This is a genomic window from Homoserinimonas sp. A447 (assembly GCF_054489325.1).
Window position 1 is genome coordinate 2,933,827 of the sequence record NZ_JBTMWW010000001.1, and the last position, 18,078, is coordinate 2,951,904.

The following is an 18,078-nucleotide window of genomic DNA, read 5'->3' on the forward strand; positions in this document are numbered from 1 at the left end:
CCGGTTGGCCGGCGCCAGCCGGTCTCGGAGTAGAATTGCCCGTATGACCTCCTTGCTCGCCCTGGAACTCTTCTTCGTCGGCCTCCTCGTTCTGGCCACGCTGGCCATCGGCGGCATCTCGGTCGTAGTTCTCTACAACTTGTTTCGCGGCCAGCGCTAGTCGCGCGCCCGCGCTGATTGGGGCAGCGCCATGATCGAACTCGACGCGTCCCTCCCGCCTGAGCTGGTGCCCTTGTCCTGGCTGATCGGCGTGTGGGAAGGCAGCGGGGTGGTGAACTACCCCGTCGGTGACGAGACCCGTAACGTGGAGTTCGGCCAGCGCATCAGCTTCAGCCACGACGGCTTCCCCTACCTCAACTACAACTCCTACACCTGGGTCGGCGAGGAAGAACTCGAGCACCACCATCCGCTGGCATCCGAAACCGGGTACTGGCGGCTGAGCCGTGAACTCACCGACAGCGACCCCGGGCCGGGAATGCTCCCCGGTGTCGGCGAGACCCGCTTCGGCAACGCGGATGCCGTCGAGGAGCTTCGCAATGAGACCGGCGGTTTCGACATCGAGGTTGCGCTGCTGCACCCGGGTGGCGTCAGCGAGCTGTACCTCGGCCAGGTGAAGGGGCCGCGCATCGACCTGGGGACTGATGCGATCATGCGCTCCGCGACCGCGAAGGAGCATTCCGCCTCGACCAGGCTCTACGGGCTGGTCGAGAACCACCTGCTGTGGGCCTGGGACATCGCCGCCCTCGGCCAGAACCTGACCTCGCACGCGTCGGCCAGGCTCGCGAAAGTCGAGTGAGATGACCACCAACTTCCTGAACCTGCCCGGTGCCGTTGATGGCACCGGTCTCGATGCGGGGGTGCCCGCGCACTATGGCAACCCGTCCCTCGAGCAGCGGGCGCTGGCATCCGGTGATGCCATCGTCGACCTCTCGCACCGGGCCGTCCTCTCGCTGACCGGGCCGGACCGGCTCACCTGGCTCGACTCGATCTCCAGCCAGGCGCTGAAGGGCCTGAAGCCCGGGGAGTCGAGCGAGACGCTCATCCTGGACCCGAACGGCCGCATCGAGCACGTGCTGCGGCTCATCGACGACGGCGTAGCGCTGTGGATCCTTCTCGAGCGGGCGGAGGTGGACGCCCTGGTCGCCTGGCTGAACCGCATGAAGTTCATGATGCAGGTCGAGGTCGCCGACCGCTCAGACCAGTTCAAGACCGTGGGAACACTCGGCACACCTGAGTTGCCGGTCGCCGCCCCGAACGGTGTCCCGCTGGTGTGGGAGGACTCCTGGCCGGTGGTTCGGGCCGGTGGGCACCAATACGCGGCGAGCATCCATCCCGGTGCCGAGTTCAGCTACCGCGAGATCATCATCGACCGTGACGACCAGCTCGCGGTCACCGCGCTCCCGGTGGCCGGCATGCAGGCGCTGGAGGCGCTGAGGATCGCGGCGTGGCGCCCGCGCTTCTCCACCGAGGTCGACGAGAAGTCGATCCCGCACGAACTGGACCTGCTGCGCTCGGCCGTACACCTGAACAAGGGCTGCTACCGCGGGCAGGAGACGGTCGCCAAGGTGCACAACCTCGGGCATCCGCCGCGCCGTCTGGTGATGCTGCACCTCGACGGTTCGGAGTCGGTGCTGCCCGCGCACGGCGACCCGGTGCAGCTGGGGGAGAAGGTGGTCGGCGCGGTGACTTCTGCGGCACGCCACCACGAGTACGGACTGATCGCGCTCGCCGTCATCAAGCGCAACACCGATCCGGATGCCGTGCTCACGGTGGTCTCGGACGGCACCAGCATCGCCGCCTCCCAGGAGGTCATCGTCCCGCCGGATGCCGGTGCAACAGCCGACGTGCCCCGGCTCCCTCGTCTCGGACAGGTGCGTCGACCCCGCGAATAGTCCGCGGGTCGAGTAGCGCCCGAGCGAAGCGAGGACGCGTGTCGAGACCCGGTTCGCTACCCTTGGTGCATGACCTACAAGCTCATTCTCCTCCGCCACGGGCAGTCCACCTGGAACAAGAGCAACCAGTTCACCGGCTGGATGGATGTTCCGCTGACCGATCTCGGTCGCGAGGAGGGCCGGCGTGCCGGTGAGCTTCTGGACGAGTCCGGCCTGCTGCCGGACATCCAGTTCACCAGCCTGCTGAAGCGGGCCATCCACACAGCGAACCTCGCGCTGGAGACTGCCGATCGCGACTGGATCGACGTCAAGCGCAGCTGGCGGCTCAACGAGCGTCACTACGGCGCCCTCCAGGGCCTCGACAAGGCGGAGACCCTCGAGAAGTACGGTGAAGAGCAGTTCATGGCCTGGCGCCGGTCGTTCGACACCCCGCCGCCACCGCTCGACGACGACAGCGAGTTCTCGCAGGCGCACGACCTGCGGTACGCCGGACTCGGCGACGACCTGCCGCGCACCGAATGCCTCAAAGACGTCATCGAGCGGATGCTGCCCTACTGGGAGTCGGACATCAAACCCGAGCTGGCCACCGGCAAGACCGTGCTGGTGACGGCGCACGGCAACTCGCTACGCGGGCTGGTCAAGCACCTCGACAACGTCTCGGACTCCGAGATCGTCGGGCTCAACATCCCGACCGGCATCCCGCTGGTCTACGACCTGGGTGACGACTTCCTCCCCACGAAGGCGGCAGAGTACCTCGACCCGGAGGCGGCAGCCGCTGGCGCGGCCGCGGTGGCGTCGCAGGGCAAGAAGTAACCCGTCCGCACCGCGGAGGTGCTGCCGAATCGGGTCGTTCTGTGGGTGCCATTCGGCGCGCACCCGCACATTGACCCGACTCGCGCACTGTAGGTGACCGCACTGTAGGTGACCGCACTGTAGGTGACCACAGTGCTCGGGCGGCGGTTCAGGCGTGAGTGGCAGAGACTGTGCCTAGTAGTCGCCCGCGACCCAATCGCCGGTCGCGAGGTACTGCACCTTTTTGGCGATCGACACCGCATGGTCGGCGAAACGCTCGTGGTAGCGGGAGGCCAGCGTGGCATCCACCGTGTCCTCCGCGCCGCCCTTCCACGACTCGCCGAGCACCTTGTCGAACACACTGAGGTGCAGCGCGTCGATCTTGTCGTCCTCGTTGCGGATCTCCTCCGCCAGCCGCACGTCTTCGGTGCGCAGCAGCTCGGTGAGCTTGCGGGCGACCGTCACGTCGAGCTGGCCCATCTCGGCGAACGTGCCGCGCAGGGTCTTCGGAACGACCTTCTCGGGGAAGCGGTACCGGGCCAGCTGGGCGATGTGCTCGCTCATGTCGCCCATCCGCTCGAGTGATGCCGAAATGCGCAGTGCGCTGACGACGATCCGCAGGTCGCGGGCGACCGGCTGCTGGCGGGCCAGGATGTTGATGGCCAGCTCGTCGAGGTTGACGGTGAGCTCGTCGATCTTGTCGTCGTCGGCGATGACCTGCTCGGCCAGTGTGACGTTCGACTCGTTGAAGGCGCGGGTGGCGTTCTCGATGGAAACGGCAACCAGCGTCGCGATCTCGACAAGGCGCTCCTGTACTTCTTCGAGCTCCTGTTGGAATACTGCGCGCATGGATCCCTCCCGGGGCCGTCTTCTGGGGCGGGCACGTTCCCGCGCACCATCTCCGCCATGCTGCCCGGTGGAGGTTAACGTTCGGTGATTGCCTGGTGAACAACCGCCGAAATCGCGTGCCGATCTATCTGGGCGGCGTGGGCGTGCCGGAGATGTAACTAGTCTAGTGCTCATGGATCCCAGCCTGCTGGTGGCCCTGTCGCTGGTCTTCGGCCTTGCCGTGGGTGCCGGGCTGGTCGCCCTGATGCACTTCGCCGCGCGCCGCGGTTACCGTGCCGTTCAGGTGGTCAGCGGGGCGGTTCCGGACGGTGTCGGACAGGTTCTCGACGCCCTCGAATCGGCCGGCGTCGTGCTCGACCCGTCGAACAACGTGGTGAAGACGTCCCCGGGGGCGCACGCGCTCGGCCTCGTGTGGGGGCAGTCCCTGATCCACCCCGAGCTGGTGGCGCTGGTCGACGAGGCGAGGCGCAGCGGCGAGCCGCAGACCGACGACGTCGAGCTCGCCCGCGGGCCGTTCGGTGAGGCGAACATCCACCTGCACATCCGGGCGGCGCGACTCGGCACCCGCTACGTGTTGCTGCTCGCCCAGGACCGCACCGAGTCGTACCGGCTCGAGGAAGTGCGGCGCGACTTCATCGCCAACATCAGCCACGAGCTGAAGACCCCGATCGGGGCGGTGAGCCTGCTCGCCGAAGCACTCCAGGCGGCATCCGACGACCCGGAGCAGGTGCGCAAGTTCGCCAAGCGGCTCACCAAGGAGTCCGAGCGGCTGGGCCGGATCACGCAGGAGATCATCGAGCTGTCGAGGCTGCAGGCGGCGGATGCGCTCGGCGCCCCCTCGGTCGTCGACATCGACAACGTGGTCGCCCAGGCGATCGACCAGAACCGGGTCCACGCCGACTCGAACCACGTCACCATCGCCAGCGGCGGCGACGCCGGGGCGCAGGTGTACGGCGATGAGGCACTGCTGGTGGTCGCACTCGACAACCTCATCTCGAACGCGGTGCAGTATTCGCAGAAGCGGTCGCGGGTGGGCGTCGGGGTGAGCGCGACGAACGGTGTCGTGGAGATCGCCGTCACCGACCAGGGCCCCGGCATCCCCGAGGCGGAACGCGACCGCGTGTTCGAGCGGTTCTATCGCATCGACGATGCGCGGTCCCGGCACACCGGCGGCACCGGACTGGGCCTCAGCATCGTGAAGCACGTGGTGCAGAACCACGGCGGCGACCTGCGGCTGTGGTCGCAGCTGGGCAGCGGATCGACGTTCACCATCCGACTTCCCGAGGCGAGCGACGCCGGGGCAACTGAGCTTAAGGAGATTTCTTGACCCGCATCCTGATCGTCGAGGACGAGCGTTCCCTCAGCGAACCGCTGGCCTACCTGCTGGAACGTGAGGGCTACGAAACGGTGGTGGCCGACGACGGGTTGAAGGCGGTGGCAGAGTTCGAGGCGAACGGCGCCGACCTCATCCTCCTCGACCTGATGCTGCCCGGGATCTCCGGCACCGAGGTGTGCAGGCGGGTGCGGATGCAGTCCCAGGTTCCGATCATCATGCTGACCGCCAAGGACAGCGAGGTCGACATCGTGGTCGGGCTGGAGCTGGGGGCGGACGACTACGTGACCAAGCCGTACTCGACCCGGGAACTGCTGGCACGCATCCGCGCGGTGATGCGGCGTCGCGTCGACGACGGCGACGACGACGGGGACACCGTCATCGAGATCGGCCCGGTGCGGATGGACCTCGAGCGCCACACGGTCGCGGTCGCCGGCGAGGACATCGCCATCCCGTTGAAGGAATATGACCTGCTCGAGGTGCTCATGCGCAACGCCGGCCGGGTACTGACCCGCGGGCAGCTGATCGACCGCGTCTGGGGAGAGAACTACTTTGGCGACACCAAGACGCTGGACGTGCACATCAAGCGCATTCGCTCCCGCATCGAGGAGTCGCCGTCAGAGCCGCAACTGCTCGTCACGGTGCGAGGGCTCGGCTACCGTTTCGAGGCCTGACCCGCGAGTTCTGCGCCGAACCTACGGAAGCAGGTCGGCGTAGTGGTCCATCCCGCCGGCGAGCACCGGAACCAGCAGCTGCTTGCCCTCCGCGTCGCCGTACTGCAGGTAGATCGGGAACAGGTCGCCCGGCTTCGCATCGATGTTTTCAAGCACCAGGTCAAGCCCGCTGCCACCAAGGTTCTGCACTTCGCCCGCCCCGATGGTGAACTTCTTGTCGATCTTCTCGCTGCCTGACTCGTACTGCAGTTTCAGCTGCACCCGCGAGGTCGACGAGTTGACCACACTGGCGACCAGGTTCGCTTCTTCCCCGGTCTCGGTGAACAGCATCGCGTTGAGCACCTTGACATCGCCGATGGTGGCTGCCGTGCCGTCGCTCGCCGCGTACACGTCGAGCGTCGCCTGCGGTGCGACGAAGTTGCAGGCAGAAGTTCCGAGCAGCACCAGGGCCGCCACGGCAACGGATGCGACAGCGCGCCTTCTCACAGTGCCCTCCAGGGGGTAGTCACGGGCTTTTCAGGCCACCGGATCAGGTGGTCCGCTGCGGAGCTGTCCGCGCAAGCCAGAACAGAGTTTAGCTTACCGGCCAACGGGGGCCAGGTCGCGGTGCGACCGGCGTCCGGCCCGGCGGGAGACCCTGGCGCTGTGGTATTCTAGTAGTCAATGAACGGAGCTTTACCCATGCTTTTCGAGGTCGGCGAAACCGTCGTTTACCCCCACCACGGTGCCGCAACAATCACCGAGGTCAAAAAAAGAACCATCAAGGGCGAGGAAAAACTCTACCTGAAGCTCAATGTCACCCAAGGTGACTTGACCATCGAGGTTCCCGCCGAGAACGTCGACCTGGTCGGCGTTCGCGATGTCATCGGCCAGGACGGCCTTGACCAGGTGTTCGAGGTGCTGCGCGCGCCGTTCACCGAGGAACCCACCAACTGGTCCCGCCGTTACAAGGCGAACCTGGAGAAGCTGGCATCCGGCGACGTCATCAAGGTCTCCGAGGTCGTTCGCGACCTGTGGCGCCGCGACCAGGACCGCGGTCTTTCCGCCGGCGAGAAGCGGATGCTGGCCAAGGCACGCCAGATCCTGATCTCCGAGCTGGCACTGGCCGAGAAGACCGACGAAGAGAAGGCGTCCAGCGTTCTCGACGAGGTGCTGGCCTCCTAGCTAACGCTGGTCGAGCTTGTCGAGACCTCATCGAGGTTCTTCCAGGCGAGGTCTCGACGAACTCGACCAGCATTGGTCGCGCTAACCTCGACGCATGAGTAATGCGCCGCGGGTTGCCGTCATTGTTGTCGCTGCCGGCTCGGGCTCCCGACTGGAGCGCCCGGAACCGAAAGCGTTCGTCACGGTGGGCGGCCACAGCCTCCTGGCGCACGCCCTCGAATCGATTTTCGGGATCGCCGAGCCTGTGCAGGTGGTCGTGGTCGCGCCGGAATCCCACCTCGATGACGCGAGGCGCATCGGCAAGGCCGTCGCCGGGCCCGCCGCCGTCTACCTGACGACGGTCGCCGGCGGGACAACCAGGCAGGACTCGGTTGCCAGCGGGCTCGCGGCGCTGCACCCGGACGCCGAGACCGTTCTCGTCCACGACGCCGCTCGCGCTTTCACCCCTCCCGCGCTGTTCAATGCGGTGATCGCGCGCGTTCGCGAGTTTGGTGCCGGCGTTGTTCCCGGCCTCCCGGTCAGCGACACCATCAAGCAGAAGGACGCCATCGGTACGGTGCAGCGCACCCTCGACCGGTCCAGCCTGGTTGCGGTGCAGACCCCGCAGGGGTTTCCCCGCGCAGCACTCGCCGCCGCCTATGCGGATGCAGACCAGGAGTTCACCGACGACGCCGCCCTGTTCTCCGCGGCTGGGCACGACGTGACGGTCGTGGACGGCGATCCCCTCGCTTTCAAGATCACCACGGCGTGGGACCTGCGCCGGGCGGAAACCCTGACCGGTGGTGCGCCATCGGTCAGCACCGGCGTCGGCATGGACATCCACGCGTTCGACGATGACCGCCCGCTGTGGCTGGGCGGGCTCTACTGGCCGGATGAGCCCGGACTGGCCGGGCACAGCGACGGCGATGCCCTCTGCCACGCCATCTGCGATGCCCTACTCTCGGCTGCCGGGCTGGGTGACATCGGCGGACGCTTCGGCACGACAGAGGAGCGGGTGAAGGGTGCCCACGGCGATGTGTTCGTGAGCGAGACCGTGCGGCTGGTCACCGGTTCCGGGTTCACGATCGGCAACGTCGCCGTGCAGGTGCTGGGCAACCGGCCGAAGCTCGCGTCTCGCCGCACCGAGTTGGAAACGTATCTCAGCGGCCTGGTGGGAGCATCCGTCAGCATCGCCGCGACGACGGCGGACGGCCTCGGCTTCACCGGCCGCAGCGAGGGCATCCTCGTGATCGCCACCGCCCTCCTCAACCGCACTCCCTGACCTCCTCCTTCCTCTTCCTTCCGCGAGACCGCAGTTTCGGCTCAACCTTCCTGCGTTTTCGAGCCGGAACTGCGGTCTCGGGATGCTTGGGCGCACCAAATAGGCTTAGGGCATGACCGTGCGCCTCTATGACTCCAAATCCCAGGAGCTGACCGACCTGGTTCCCCTCGTCCCCGGGCAGGTCGGAATCTACGTCTGCGGTCCCACGGTGCAGTCATCGCCGCACATCGGCCACCTGCGGTCGGCGCTCGTCTACGACCAGTGGCGCCGGTGGCTGAGCTATCGCGGCTACCGCGTAACGCTGGTACGCAACGTGACCGACATCGACGACAAGATCCTCGACGCGGCCGATGACGGCGAGGAATGGTGGGCCCTCGCCTACCGCTACGAGCTGGAGTTCACCGCCGGCTACAACCGCCTCGGCATCCTTCCGCCGACCTATGAGCCGCGCGCGACAGCCAGCGTCGGCCAGATGCAGGAGCTCATCCAGCGCCTGATCGATGGCTGCAACGCCTACCCGGCAGCGGATGGCTCTGGTGACGTCTACTTCGACACCGCCAGCTGGCCGCAGTACGGCACGCTCACCCGGCAGAAGCCGGCCGACATGGCACCGGCAGCGGATGCGGACCCGCGCGGCAAGAAGGACCCGCGCGACTTCGCCCTCTGGAAGGGCCACAAACCGACCGAACCGGCATCCGCCGCCTGGCCTTCGCCGTGGGGCAGGGGACGGCCGGGCTGGCACATCGAATGCTCCGCCATGGCGGCGCGTTACCTCGGCGACCGGTTCGACATCCACGGCGGCGGGCTCGACCTGCGCTTCCCGCATCACGAGAACGAGCTGGCGCAGTCGACTGCGGCCGGCGACCGGTTCGCCACCTATTGGGTTCACAACGGGCTGGTGAACATCGGCGGGCAGAAGATGAGCAAATCGCTCGGCAACTCGATCTACGCCGCCGAGTTCCTCGAGCTGGCCCGCCCGCTGGTCATCCGCTACTACCTGGGATCGGCGCACTACCGCTCGACGATCGACTACCACGACGGCGCATTGGTGGAGGCGGAGGCCGCCCTCGAGCGCATCGAGGTATTCCTCGACCGCGCTGAGCGCAGGCTGGCCGACACCCGCTTCGCCGGCAAGGCCCTCCAGCAGATTCCGGAGGAGTTCGCCGAGGCGATGGATGACGATCTCGCCATTCCACAGGCGATGGCAGTGCTGCACGAACACGTCCGTGCCGGCAATGCGGCCCTCGACGCGGAAGACCTGGGCGCGGTCGCCACGCTGTCCGGCGAGGTGCTCGCCATGGCAGAAGTTCTCGGAATCAACCCACTGGCCGTAGAGTGGCAGACTGCCACCAACGAGCCGACCGCCGGTGCACTGTCTGCGCTGGTCGAGAAGTTGCTCGAAGACCGCGACGCCGCCCGCAAGGCGAAGGACTTCGCGTCTGCCGATCGCATCCGCGACGAGTTGACGGCGGCCGGCATCCAGATCGAGGACACCCCGGCTGGTTCCCATTGGAGCCTCGGCACAGACTGACAATGCAGAATGCCTGCAGCAGCCAACCCAGGAATTGAGAATCATGAAGAGCAGCGGAAACAAGCCCCGGGCGGGTGCCGTGCGCAAGACGCGCCGCGGCCCCCAAGTCGGCTCCGGCGGGCAGGGGCGCCAGGCGCTCGAAGGCAAGAAGCCCACGCCCAAGGCTGAGGACCGCCCGTACCACCCGGCCGGCAAGCGCAAGGTCGCACAGGATCGCCTGGCCGAGAAGCGCGGTGGACGTAAACCAGCGGATGCCGGCCAGCGGCCCCAGCGCCAGTCACGCCCCAAGCAGTCAGAAGACATCGAAGTGGTTACCGGCCGCAACTCGGTGCTCGAGGCACTGCGCGCGAAGATCCCGGCCACCGCCCTCTACGTGGCGACCCGCATCGAGTACGACGACCGCGTCAAGGAGGTCATGTCGATCGCCACCAAGCGCGGCCTGCCCATCCTGGAGGTCATGCGCCCGGAGCTCGACCGGCTGGCCGGGTTCGACTCGGTACACCAGGGGCTGGCATTGAAGGTTCCGCCGTACCAGTACGCACACCCGATCGAGTTGCTCGACAAGGTCATCTCACGCGGGCAGGTTCCCCTGTTCGTCGCCCTCGACGGCATCACCGACCCGCGCAACCTGGGCGCGATCATCCGCTCGACTGCAGCTTTCGGCGGGCAGGGCGTGATCGTGCCGCAGCGTCGTTCTGTCGGTGTGACCGCATCGGCTTGGAAGACCTCGGCCGGTGCGGCTGCCCGCACACCGGTGGCCATGGCCAGCAACCTGACCCAGACGCTCAAGGCGTTGAAGGAGCGCGGTGTATTCGTGTTGGGCCTCGACGGGGGAGGCGACGTGTCGCTTCCCGGGCTGACCTGGTCGAAGGAGCCCGTTGTCGTTGTCGTCGGCAGCGAGGGCAAGGGCTTGTCCCGCCTGGTGACCGAGACCTGCGATGCGGTGGTCTCGATTCCGATCAGCGCATCGACGGAGTCGCTCAACGCGGGAATCGCCGCCAGCGTCACCCTGTACGAGATTTCCAGGCAGCGCGCTTCCGGGAAGTAGTCGCAAGCCGGAAGGCCTCCCAACGGTGTCAAGAGCCACACCTTGTGGCGCCTTTGGCGACCGCAGAAACCCGGGCCGCGTCAAAGAACGTTGGTAAGCTGTACTGAACATAGGGTAATCTCTACTGAACGGAGAGTCCTACCCGGGCTCGACGCGACGAGGGAGTTGCGTGGACGCAGTACTGGTGATTCAACTGGCCCTGAACGGGCTGAGCTTCGGCGCGCTGCTGTTCCTGGTCGCGAGCGGGTTCACGCTCATCTTCGGGCTCATGCGGATCTCCAACCTCGCTCACGGCGCCTTCTATGTGATCGGCGCGTACGTGGCGATGGTCGTCGTCACGGCAACGCACAACTTCTGGCTTGCCCTGCTCTGCGGTGCCGTCGTCGCGGCCGTCATCGGGCTCATCGTTGAGCTCGGCCTGCTCCGCCGGGTGCGCAACAAGGAGATGCCCGAGGTTCTGGTCACGGTCGGAGTTCTGTTCGTGCTCACCGACGTGGTGCTCGCCTTATTCGGGGGCGACGCGAAGACCGTGAGCTCGTCGAGCGGGGGCGCGCCATCCGGAGCCTTCATCCTCGGGGACTTCGCCTACCCGCAGTACCGGCTGTTCGTCATCGCGGTCACAGTGGTGATCGCCGTCCTGCTGTTCGTGCTGCAACGCAAGACCAGACTTGGAGCCATCGTCCGCGCCGGCGTCGACGACCGCGAGATGGCCGCCGCCATGGGCATCGGCATCGACAAGGTGTTCACCGGGGTGTTCGCCTTCGGTGCGCTCCTGGCCGGAGCCGCCGGCGTGATCGGCTCCGGGCTGGTGAGTTTCACCCCGTACTCCGGAACCGAGATCCTGCTCTACGCCATGGTCGTCGTCATCATCGGCGGACTCGGGAGCGTCGGAGGGGCGGCCGTCGGCGCAGTCCTGATCGGCCTCATCGACGCCTTCGCGAAAGCCTTCATCCCCGAACTGTCGTACTTCACCATCTTCGCCCCGATGGCAATCGTGCTGGTCCTCCGGCCACAGGGACTGTTTGGGAAGGTCGCATGAGCGCGCTCACCGAGAGGTTCATCGACCAGCGGCCGCGCCGGGGAGGCGCCACGCGCTGGATCGCCAGTGGCGTGCTGCTGGCGTTCGCCGTCGCGCTCCCGTACATCGTCACCGGCTACTACGTGAACCTGGCATCGCTGATCCTCGCCTCCGCGATCTTCGCGGCAAGCATCAACCTGCTCGCCGGGGACGGCGGACTGGTCTCCCTCGGGCATGCCGGCATCGCCGCCGCTGCCGGATACGGGCTCGCGTGGTCGTCAAAACAGGGCCATGAGATCTGGATGCAGCTGCTCATCGCACTCGCCATGACGCTCCTGGTGAGCGCCATGTTCGGCCTTGTATCAATGCGCACCCACGGCGTGTTCTTCCTCATGGTCACCCTGGCGGCCGGCATGATCTGCTACGGCATCGCCTACCGCTGGTCGGCGGTGACCGGCGGAGACAACGGGCTGTCCGGCATCCGCCGCCCGGAAACCATCAGCGACTACTGGACCTTCTACTTCGCGGTTCTGGCCGTCTTCGTCATCGTCACCGTCATCCTCTGGGTCATCTCCCGCTCCCCATTCGGGCTCGTGCTGCGCGGCATCCGCGACAGTGAGAGCCGCATGCGCAGCATCGGCTACTCGATCGCCGCCTACAAGTTCGCCGCGATGATGCTCTCCGGGCTGTTCGCAGGCACCGCCGGCGTACTGCTGGTCTGGCGGGCGGAGTTCGTCAGCCCGCCGATCGGCGACTTCATCGCCTCGGCGCTCGCCCTCATCATGGTCGTGCTCGGTGGCCTCGGAACGCTGAGCGGCCCTCTCGTCGGAGCCGCCCTGGTCATCCTCATCCAGCAAGTGCTCAGCAGCTACTTCGACCGGTGGGAAACCGTGCTCGGACTGCTGTTCATCGCATCCGTGATCCTGGCGCCCAAGGGCCTGGTCGGAGGTTTCCACTCACTCGTCTCCTGGACCGGTGAGCGGATGGAGAAAAAGCGTTCCCGTGAACGCGAAGCAGCGAAAATCCCCAGAAAACAAGAGTGAAGGGTTAGACAAATGCACAGTCGCATTCCCATCCGAAGCATGGCCGTGGTGGCGGCGGTCGCCACCACGCTGGCACTCGCATCCTGTGCGCCCCCCGGTGCTGAGAACGAGGAGGAAGACACCGGAACGGCGGGCGCAGTCAAGGTCGGCCTGATCGCGTCGGAGACCGGATTCGCCGCGGCATTCGGTGCCGACATGAAGAGGGGCTGGGACCTGTACTGGGAGCAGCACGACAACACCTCCGGCGAGTTCACCATCGAGTCCATCTACGAGGACGACGCGAGCGACGCCGAGACGGCGCTCAACAAGGCCACCCGCCTGGTCGAAGAAGTGAACGTCGACCTCCTGGTCGGGCCGATCCTGGCGAACAACTCCCTCGCGGTGGCCGACTACGCCAACCAGGCCGAGGTGGCGGACCTCACCCAGACGTCCGCTGACGACCTCACCCAACGTCAGTCAAGCCCGTACGTCCTGCGCACGGGTGCGTTCGCCGGCAGCCAGATCACCTTCGCAGCCGGACAGTGGGCCGCGGATGAGGGCTACGAGACCGCAGCGACGATCTGCCCGGACTACGCATTCGGGTGGGACAACTGTGGCGGATTCTCCAGTGCATACCTGGCCGCCGGTGGAGAGATCACCGAGCGTCTCTGGTACCCGCCGGGAACCGCGGACCTCAGCACCTACATGACCCAGTTGGCCAGCGCTGACGTCGACGTCATCTTCACCGGTACAACCGGTGGAACGGATGCCATCGGCTTCCTTCAGGCGGCCAATGACTTCGGAGTGCTCGACAGCACGCCGATCATCACCGGTGCTGCGACCACGAGTGCCGCACCGCTGGAGCAGGTGGGTGACATCGCCATCGGCGTGCACTCGGTCACTTACTACGCCGAGGACTCCGACGAACCGGTGAACGTGGAGTTCCGCGAGGCGTACGAGGCGGCTTACGGCGTTGTTCCATCCGTCTACGCCTCCGGCGCGTACCTGACCGCGCAGTTGCTCGACAAGGCGCTGTCGAACGCAGGCAGCGAGAAGCTGACCGGCACCGACCTGATCGATGCGATCAAGACGGCGGCGCCTGAGTCCGACGACCTGGTCTGGGGCGACGTCTCGTTCGATGAGTACAACGGAATCGTTGCACCGCTCTACGTGAACACGGTTGAGAAGCGCGACGACGGAAAGCTCTGGAACGCGGTCGACAAGACCTACGAGGACGTCAGCCAGTTCTGGACCTTCGACCCGGAGGAGTGGCTGGCGAACCCGACATTCAGCCAGAGCTTCACCAACCAGTAACACCCACCGCTGGAACCGGTGTTCCGGACGGCGATCGCCCGGAACACCGGCGCAGCAGCACAGAAACGGAAGGCACGACAATGACGCCGAGCTCACAGTCGGGAGCAGTGCTTTCGGTCGGCGCGCTGCCAGGAGCCGATCTCGTCGACCCGGATGCCGCGGCGCTGGTCCTGAGGGGAGTCACCAAGAAGTTCGGCGGCCTGACCGCGGTGAACGACGTGAGCGTCGTACTCCCGGCCGGCGGCAGACTCGCCGTCATCGGCCCGAACGGTGCAGGCAAGACGACACTGTTCCGCACCATCGCCGGTGAGATGAAACCGACCAGCGGAACCGTCACCCTGTTCGGCGAGAACGTGTCGCAACTCAGTGAGCGGGCGAGGGCCCGCCGAGGATTGTCCCGCACCTTCCAGGTTTCCAACCTGTTTCCGACCTGCACCGTCGAGCAGAACATCCGCATCGCCGCCATGGTCGGGACGCCCGCCAGCCGCCGATTCTGGGCCCCGCTGCGGAAGTCCGACGATTTCGCCGACCGGGTGGCCGAGGCTGTCGACCGGGTCGGCTTGCAGTCCCGCGCGAATGAGACCGTCTCGCTGCTCTCCCACGGCGAGCAACGCCAGGTCGAAATCGCCATGGCACTCGTGACCCGGCCGCGCCTGATCCTGCTCGATGAGCCGGCCGCCGGACTTTCCGCAGCGGAGCGGGCGGTGCTCCGGGCCATGCTGGAAGAGCTGCCGAAGGACGTGACCTTCCTGCTGATCGAGCACGACATGTCGCTCGCGCTCGAACTGGTGGAGCGAGTGCTGTGCCTCGACAACGGAACGACGCTCGCCTACGGAACGCCCGACGAGATCCGCGCCAACGACACGGTCCAGTCCGTCTACCTCGGCCGGAGGAAGTGACCGTGCTCGAAGTCACCGACCTCAAGGTCTCGTACGCCACAGCCCAGGTGCTCGACGGCGTGTCCCTGTCGGTCGCCGAGGGCGAGACGGTCGCCCTGCTCGGTCGCAACGGAATGGGCAAGACCACCCTGGTACGGGCCTTGTGCGGGCTCACGCCGCCGACGGTCATCTCCGGCAGCATCCGCCTGGACGGCAAGAACATGGTTGGTGCCCCACCGCAGCGCATCGCCAGGGCGGGCGTCGGGCTGGTTCCGCAGGGGCGGCGGATCTTCGGCAGTCTCTCCGTCGAAGAGAACCTCGCCGTCGTCGGCAAGCGCCGCCCGGCCGAGGGCAGCTGGACGACGACTCGGGTCTACGAGTTCTTTCCCCGGCTGAAGGAACGGTCGGGTTCCCAGGCGCGAACGCTTTCCGGCGGCGAGCAGCAGATGCTCGCCATCGGGCGGGCGTTGATGACCAACCCGCGACTGCTCATCATGGACGAGCCGTCCGAAGGTCTGGCCCCCGCCGTGCTGCGGATCATCGAAGACCGGCTGCAGGAGTTGCGGCAGACCGGGCTGGCCGTCCTGGTGGCGGAACAGAACGTCGACCTGGCCCTCTCGCTGAGCGACCGGGTCTTCATCCTCGGCGATCACGGCCGCCTCAGCTGGTCGGGAGCATCCGCCGACCTGTTGGTCGACTCGTCGCCGATCCACAAGCATCTCGGACTGTGAGGGCGACAACATGACCGCTTCCATGAGGATCGGCTGGATCGGTGCAGGGCGGATGGGCGTCCAGCTCGCCACCCGCCTGATCGATGCCGGCTACGACGTCGCGGTGTACAACCGCACCCAGGCGAAGGTGCAACCCCTGATCGACCGTGGGGCAACCCTGGTGGCCCGGCCGGCCGACCTGGCCGATCGCGATGTGGTGTTCAGCATGGTGGCAGCCTCGAAGGACCTCGAGCAGGTCATGCTCGGGCCCGACGGGCTGCTGAGCGGTGACCTGATCCCGCGCATCATCGCGGACTCGTCCACGGTCTCGATCGAGACGAGTGCCATTCTGCGCACCGAGATCGAGGCCCGCGGAAGCGCCTTCCTCGCCACACCGGTGAGCGGGAACCCAGCCGTCATCGCGGCCGGCAAGCTGACGGTGGCGGTGTCCGGCCCACGCCGGGCCTTCGAGGAGGCCGAACCGGTGCTGCAGCATTTCGGCCAGCGAGTGACCTGGGTGGGCGAAGGGGAGGTGGCACGACTGGTCAAGATCGCCCACAACATCCTGCTCGGCGTAGTCACCCAGACCCTGGCCGAGGTCACCGTGCTGGCCGAGAGGGGCGGGGTCAAGCGCTCGGACTTCCTCACCTTCCTCAACGACTCGGTGATGGGCTCGGTCTTCACCCGGTACAAGACCCCGGCGCTGGTCAACCTCGACTTCACGCCCACCTTCACGAACGTGCTGTTGCAGAAGGACTTCGACCTGGGCCTCGACGCTGCACACCGTCTGGCCGTGCCGATGCCGATAGCCTCGGCAACCAGGCAGATCGTCGCGCAGGAGGTCGGAAGCGGCAACACCGAATTGGACTTCGCAACGCTCCTGCTCACCGTGGCCCGCGGCGCCGGACTGGAACTCGAACCCGAAGGAGTCGCCGTCGGCGACGGACTGACAGCTGAACAGGGGATCGCATGACCGCTCGATTCGTGGTGGGCCGGGGCGACGACGCCCACTATGCGCCGATCGGCGCACTCGCCCCTGGAGCCGAGGGGCTCACCCGATGGAACCCGGTGGGGGAGCACCAGGGGGCAGTGCACACCGACTTCGGCATCAGCAGGCTTGCGCCCGGCGGGTTCACCCCCACACACGTTCACTCGTTCGAGGAGAGCTTCCACCTGCTTGAAGGCTCGGTCATCCTCGCCACCCCGGAGGCCACCGTCGAACTGGTGGCCGGCGACTACGGCGTCATCCCGATCGGCGTGCCCCACGCCTGGCGTGCGACCGGCGACGCCGTAGCCGTCTGGTCCGACGTGTTCAGCCCAGCGCCGCGCGAGCGTCACGGCTACGACACCTTCCGGGTGCCCGAACTCGCGGATGCGGCGCCGGTGCGCGTAGACCCCCGGGACCCGCGCACCCGGTCGTTCGGTGCGATCACCCCCGAACAGATGGACCCCGGCCGGCAATCGCAGGCGAACCTGGCGATGTCTGCCAGCATGCGCACCGCATTACTCGTCTACAGCGGGATCTCGCTGAAAATGATGGTCGACTCCGACCTCGGCGCCGTCCTCTCGACGATGTTCATGGTGCAGTACGAACCGGACGGGGTGGCCGGTCCCCACGATCATCCGCTCGAGGAGGCGTACCTCATCGTCGATGGCGACGTGGATGCCACCTTCGACGGTGAGCAGTTCCGGCTTCGTCCAGGTGACATCGCCTGGGCCGCCGTCGGATGCGTTCACTCCTTTTCGGCGGTCGGCGCACCGGTGCGCTGGCTGGAGACCCAATCCCCTCAGATGCCCCCACGTCACGCATACCGTTTCGCCCGCGACTGGAACTACCTCGCGGAGCAATTGAAGGAGGAGAAATGAGCAAACGCACGATCGTCATCATTGGCGGTACGTCCGGAATCGGACTGGAGCTTGCCAGGGACACCCTCGCCCGAGGCGACAAAGTTGTGTTGTCCGGTCGGGACCTCGGCAAGGCCAGGGAGATTGCCGCGTCCCTCGGTGAAGGCGCAACCGGGGTTGCAATCGACCTCTCCGAGCCGGAGTCGATCGCGGCCGGGCTGACCGAGGTCGGGGAGGTGAACGGCCTGGTGCTGGCCGCCATCGAGCGTGACGCGAATACCGTCCGCGACTACGACATCGCGCGGGCGATCCGCCTGGTGACGCTCAAGCTGGTCGGTTACACCGAAACCATCCACGCCCTCACCGACCGGATGGCGGCATCCGTCGACACCGGGATCGTGCTGTTCGGTGGTCGCGCCAAGGACCTCCCGTATCCGGGGTCGACGACGGTGTCGACGATCAACGGCGGTGTCGAGGGAATGGTCACGACGCTCGCCCTCGAGTTGGCGCCCATCCGCATCAACGCCATCCACCCCGGCATCATCGGGGACAGTCCGTTCTGGAAGACGAAGCCGGACGGCGTGCTCGACGGTTACCAGGCGCGAACGCCAGGTGGACAGCTGGCGACCATGGCGGATGTGGTGGACGCCGTGCAGTTCCTCTTGCGCAACCGCGGGATCTCGGGCACGAGCATCTACGTCGACCGGGGCTGGCGCGTCACCTGATCCGGCGTTTTCGGTACCGATG

Annotated in this window: 19 protein-coding genes; 17 read left to right on the forward strand and 2 right to left on the reverse strand. The window is 66.6% G+C overall.

All coding sequences use genetic code 11. The annotated features are described in order from the left end of the window. Positions 1–190 precede the first annotated feature (190 nt). The 3 genes from ACX3O0_RS14515 (at position 191) to ACX3O0_RS14525 (ending at position 2,705) form a co-directional block, all read left to right on the forward strand. Positions 191–796, forward strand: coding sequence for a heme-binding beta-barrel domain-containing protein (locus ACX3O0_RS14515; RefSeq protein ID WP_459093074.1), 606 nt, complete (start codon positions 191–193; stop codon positions 794–796). Between the two features lies 1 nt (position 797). Beyond that, complete coding sequence (ygfZ, locus tag ACX3O0_RS14520; RefSeq protein WP_459093075.1) at positions 798–1,892, forward strand: CAF17-like 4Fe-4S cluster assembly/insertion protein YgfZ; 1,095 nt, start codon at positions 798–800, stop codon at positions 1,890–1,892. Positions 1,893–1,961: 69 nt separating this feature from the next. Further along, a complete protein-coding gene (locus ACX3O0_RS14525) occupies positions 1,962–2,705 on the forward strand; it encodes a phosphoglyceromutase (RefSeq protein ID WP_459093076.1) in 744 nt (247 codons plus the stop codon). A 174-nt stretch (positions 2,706–2,879) separates the two neighbouring features. Here ACX3O0_RS14525 and phoU read toward each other — a convergent pair whose 3' ends face one another. Beyond that, positions 2,880–3,533: a phosphate signaling complex protein PhoU gene (gene phoU / locus ACX3O0_RS14530; protein WP_459108182.1), complete on the reverse strand. Its 654-nt coding sequence runs from the start codon at positions 3,531–3,533 to the stop codon at positions 2,880–2,882. A 172-nt stretch (positions 3,534–3,705) separates the two neighbouring features. Between phoU and ACX3O0_RS14535 the strand changes: the two genes are divergently transcribed. Together ACX3O0_RS14535 and ACX3O0_RS14540 are read left to right on the forward strand one after the other, a co-directional pair. Continuing rightward, complete coding sequence (locus ACX3O0_RS14535) at positions 3,706–4,860, forward strand: sensor histidine kinase (RefSeq protein ID WP_459093078.1); 1,155 nt, start codon at positions 3,706–3,708, stop codon at positions 4,858–4,860. After that, on the forward strand, positions 4,857–5,540 hold the full coding sequence (locus ACX3O0_RS14540; RefSeq protein ID WP_459093079.1) for a response regulator: 684 nt from the start codon (positions 4,857–4,859) through the stop codon (positions 5,538–5,540). The genes ACX3O0_RS14535 and ACX3O0_RS14540 overlap by 4 nt, the downstream gene beginning before the upstream one ends. Before the next feature lie 21 nt (positions 5,541–5,561). On the opposite strand, the gene ACX3O0_RS14545 is transcribed toward ACX3O0_RS14540, so the two are convergent. Next, positions 5,562–6,026 carry a hypothetical protein gene (locus ACX3O0_RS14545; protein WP_459093080.1) on the reverse strand — a complete coding sequence of 155 codons (465 nt, stop codon included), beginning with the start codon at positions 6,024–6,026 and terminating at the stop codon, positions 5,562–5,564. 195 nt (positions 6,027–6,221) lie between these two features. On the opposite strand from ACX3O0_RS14545, the gene ACX3O0_RS14550 reads away from it, so the two are divergent. The 12 genes from ACX3O0_RS14550 to ACX3O0_RS14605 all read left to right on the forward strand — a co-directional run bounded on the left by ACX3O0_RS14550 (position 6,222) and on the right by ACX3O0_RS14605 (position 18,056). Next, positions 6,222–6,704, forward strand: a complete 483-nt coding sequence (locus ACX3O0_RS14550; protein WP_459093081.1) for a CarD family transcriptional regulator — start codon at positions 6,222–6,224, stop codon at positions 6,702–6,704. A gap of 94 nt (positions 6,705–6,798) precedes the next feature. Further along, on the forward strand, positions 6,799–7,965 hold the full coding sequence (gene ispD / locus ACX3O0_RS14555; RefSeq protein ID WP_459108183.1) for a 2-C-methyl-D-erythritol 4-phosphate cytidylyltransferase: 1,167 nt from the start codon (positions 6,799–6,801) through the stop codon (positions 7,963–7,965). Positions 7,966–8,077: 112 nt separating this feature from the next. Beyond that, positions 8,078–9,496: a cysteine--tRNA ligase gene (gene cysS / locus ACX3O0_RS14560; protein ID WP_459108184.1), complete on the forward strand. Its 1,419-nt coding sequence runs from the start codon at positions 8,078–8,080 to the stop codon at positions 9,494–9,496. Between the two features lie 43 nt (positions 9,497–9,539). Continuing rightward, on the forward strand, positions 9,540–10,544 hold the full coding sequence (rlmB, locus tag ACX3O0_RS14565) for a 23S rRNA (guanosine(2251)-2'-O)-methyltransferase RlmB (protein ID WP_459093084.1): 1,005 nt from the start codon (positions 9,540–9,542) through the stop codon (positions 10,542–10,544). A 169-nt stretch (positions 10,545–10,713) separates the two neighbouring features. Next, positions 10,714–11,583 (forward strand): branched-chain amino acid ABC transporter permease, encoded by an 870-nt coding sequence (locus ACX3O0_RS14570; RefSeq protein ID WP_459108185.1) that lies wholly within the window; start codon positions 10,714–10,716, stop codon positions 11,581–11,583. After that, positions 11,580–12,605, forward strand: a complete 1,026-nt coding sequence (locus ACX3O0_RS14575) for a branched-chain amino acid ABC transporter permease (RefSeq protein ID WP_459108186.1) — start codon at positions 11,580–11,582, stop codon at positions 12,603–12,605. Before ACX3O0_RS14570 ends, ACX3O0_RS14575 begins: the two co-directional genes overlap by 4 nt. A gap of 12 nt (positions 12,606–12,617) precedes the next feature. Beyond that, positions 12,618–13,898, forward strand: coding sequence for an ABC transporter substrate-binding protein (locus ACX3O0_RS14580; RefSeq protein WP_459093087.1), 1,281 nt, complete (start codon positions 12,618–12,620; stop codon positions 13,896–13,898). An 80-nt stretch (positions 13,899–13,978) separates the two neighbouring features. Further along, positions 13,979–14,797 carry an ABC transporter ATP-binding protein gene (locus tag ACX3O0_RS14585; protein WP_459108187.1) on the forward strand — a complete coding sequence of 273 codons (819 nt, stop codon included), beginning with the start codon at positions 13,979–13,981 and terminating at the stop codon, positions 14,795–14,797. A 2-nt stretch (positions 14,798–14,799) separates the two neighbouring features. After that, positions 14,800–15,507: an ABC transporter ATP-binding protein gene (locus ACX3O0_RS14590; RefSeq protein WP_459108188.1), complete on the forward strand. Its 708-nt coding sequence runs from the start codon at positions 14,800–14,802 to the stop codon at positions 15,505–15,507. Between the two features lie 10 nt (positions 15,508–15,517). Then, on the forward strand, positions 15,518–16,459 hold the full coding sequence (locus tag ACX3O0_RS14595; protein ID WP_459093090.1) for an NAD(P)-dependent oxidoreductase: 942 nt from the start codon (positions 15,518–15,520) through the stop codon (positions 16,457–16,459). After that, the gene (locus ACX3O0_RS14600; RefSeq protein ID WP_459093091.1) at positions 16,456–17,352 is read left to right on the forward strand and encodes a cupin domain-containing protein; all 897 of its coding nucleotides are present in this window, start codon (positions 16,456–16,458) and stop codon (positions 17,350–17,352) included. Before ACX3O0_RS14595 ends, ACX3O0_RS14600 begins: the two co-directional genes overlap by 4 nt. Beyond that, positions 17,349–18,056 (forward strand): SDR family oxidoreductase, encoded by a 708-nt coding sequence (locus ACX3O0_RS14605; RefSeq protein ID WP_459093092.1) that lies wholly within the window; start codon positions 17,349–17,351, stop codon positions 18,054–18,056. The genes ACX3O0_RS14600 and ACX3O0_RS14605 overlap by 4 nt, the downstream gene beginning before the upstream one ends. Positions 18,057–18,078: the final 22 nt, after the last annotated feature.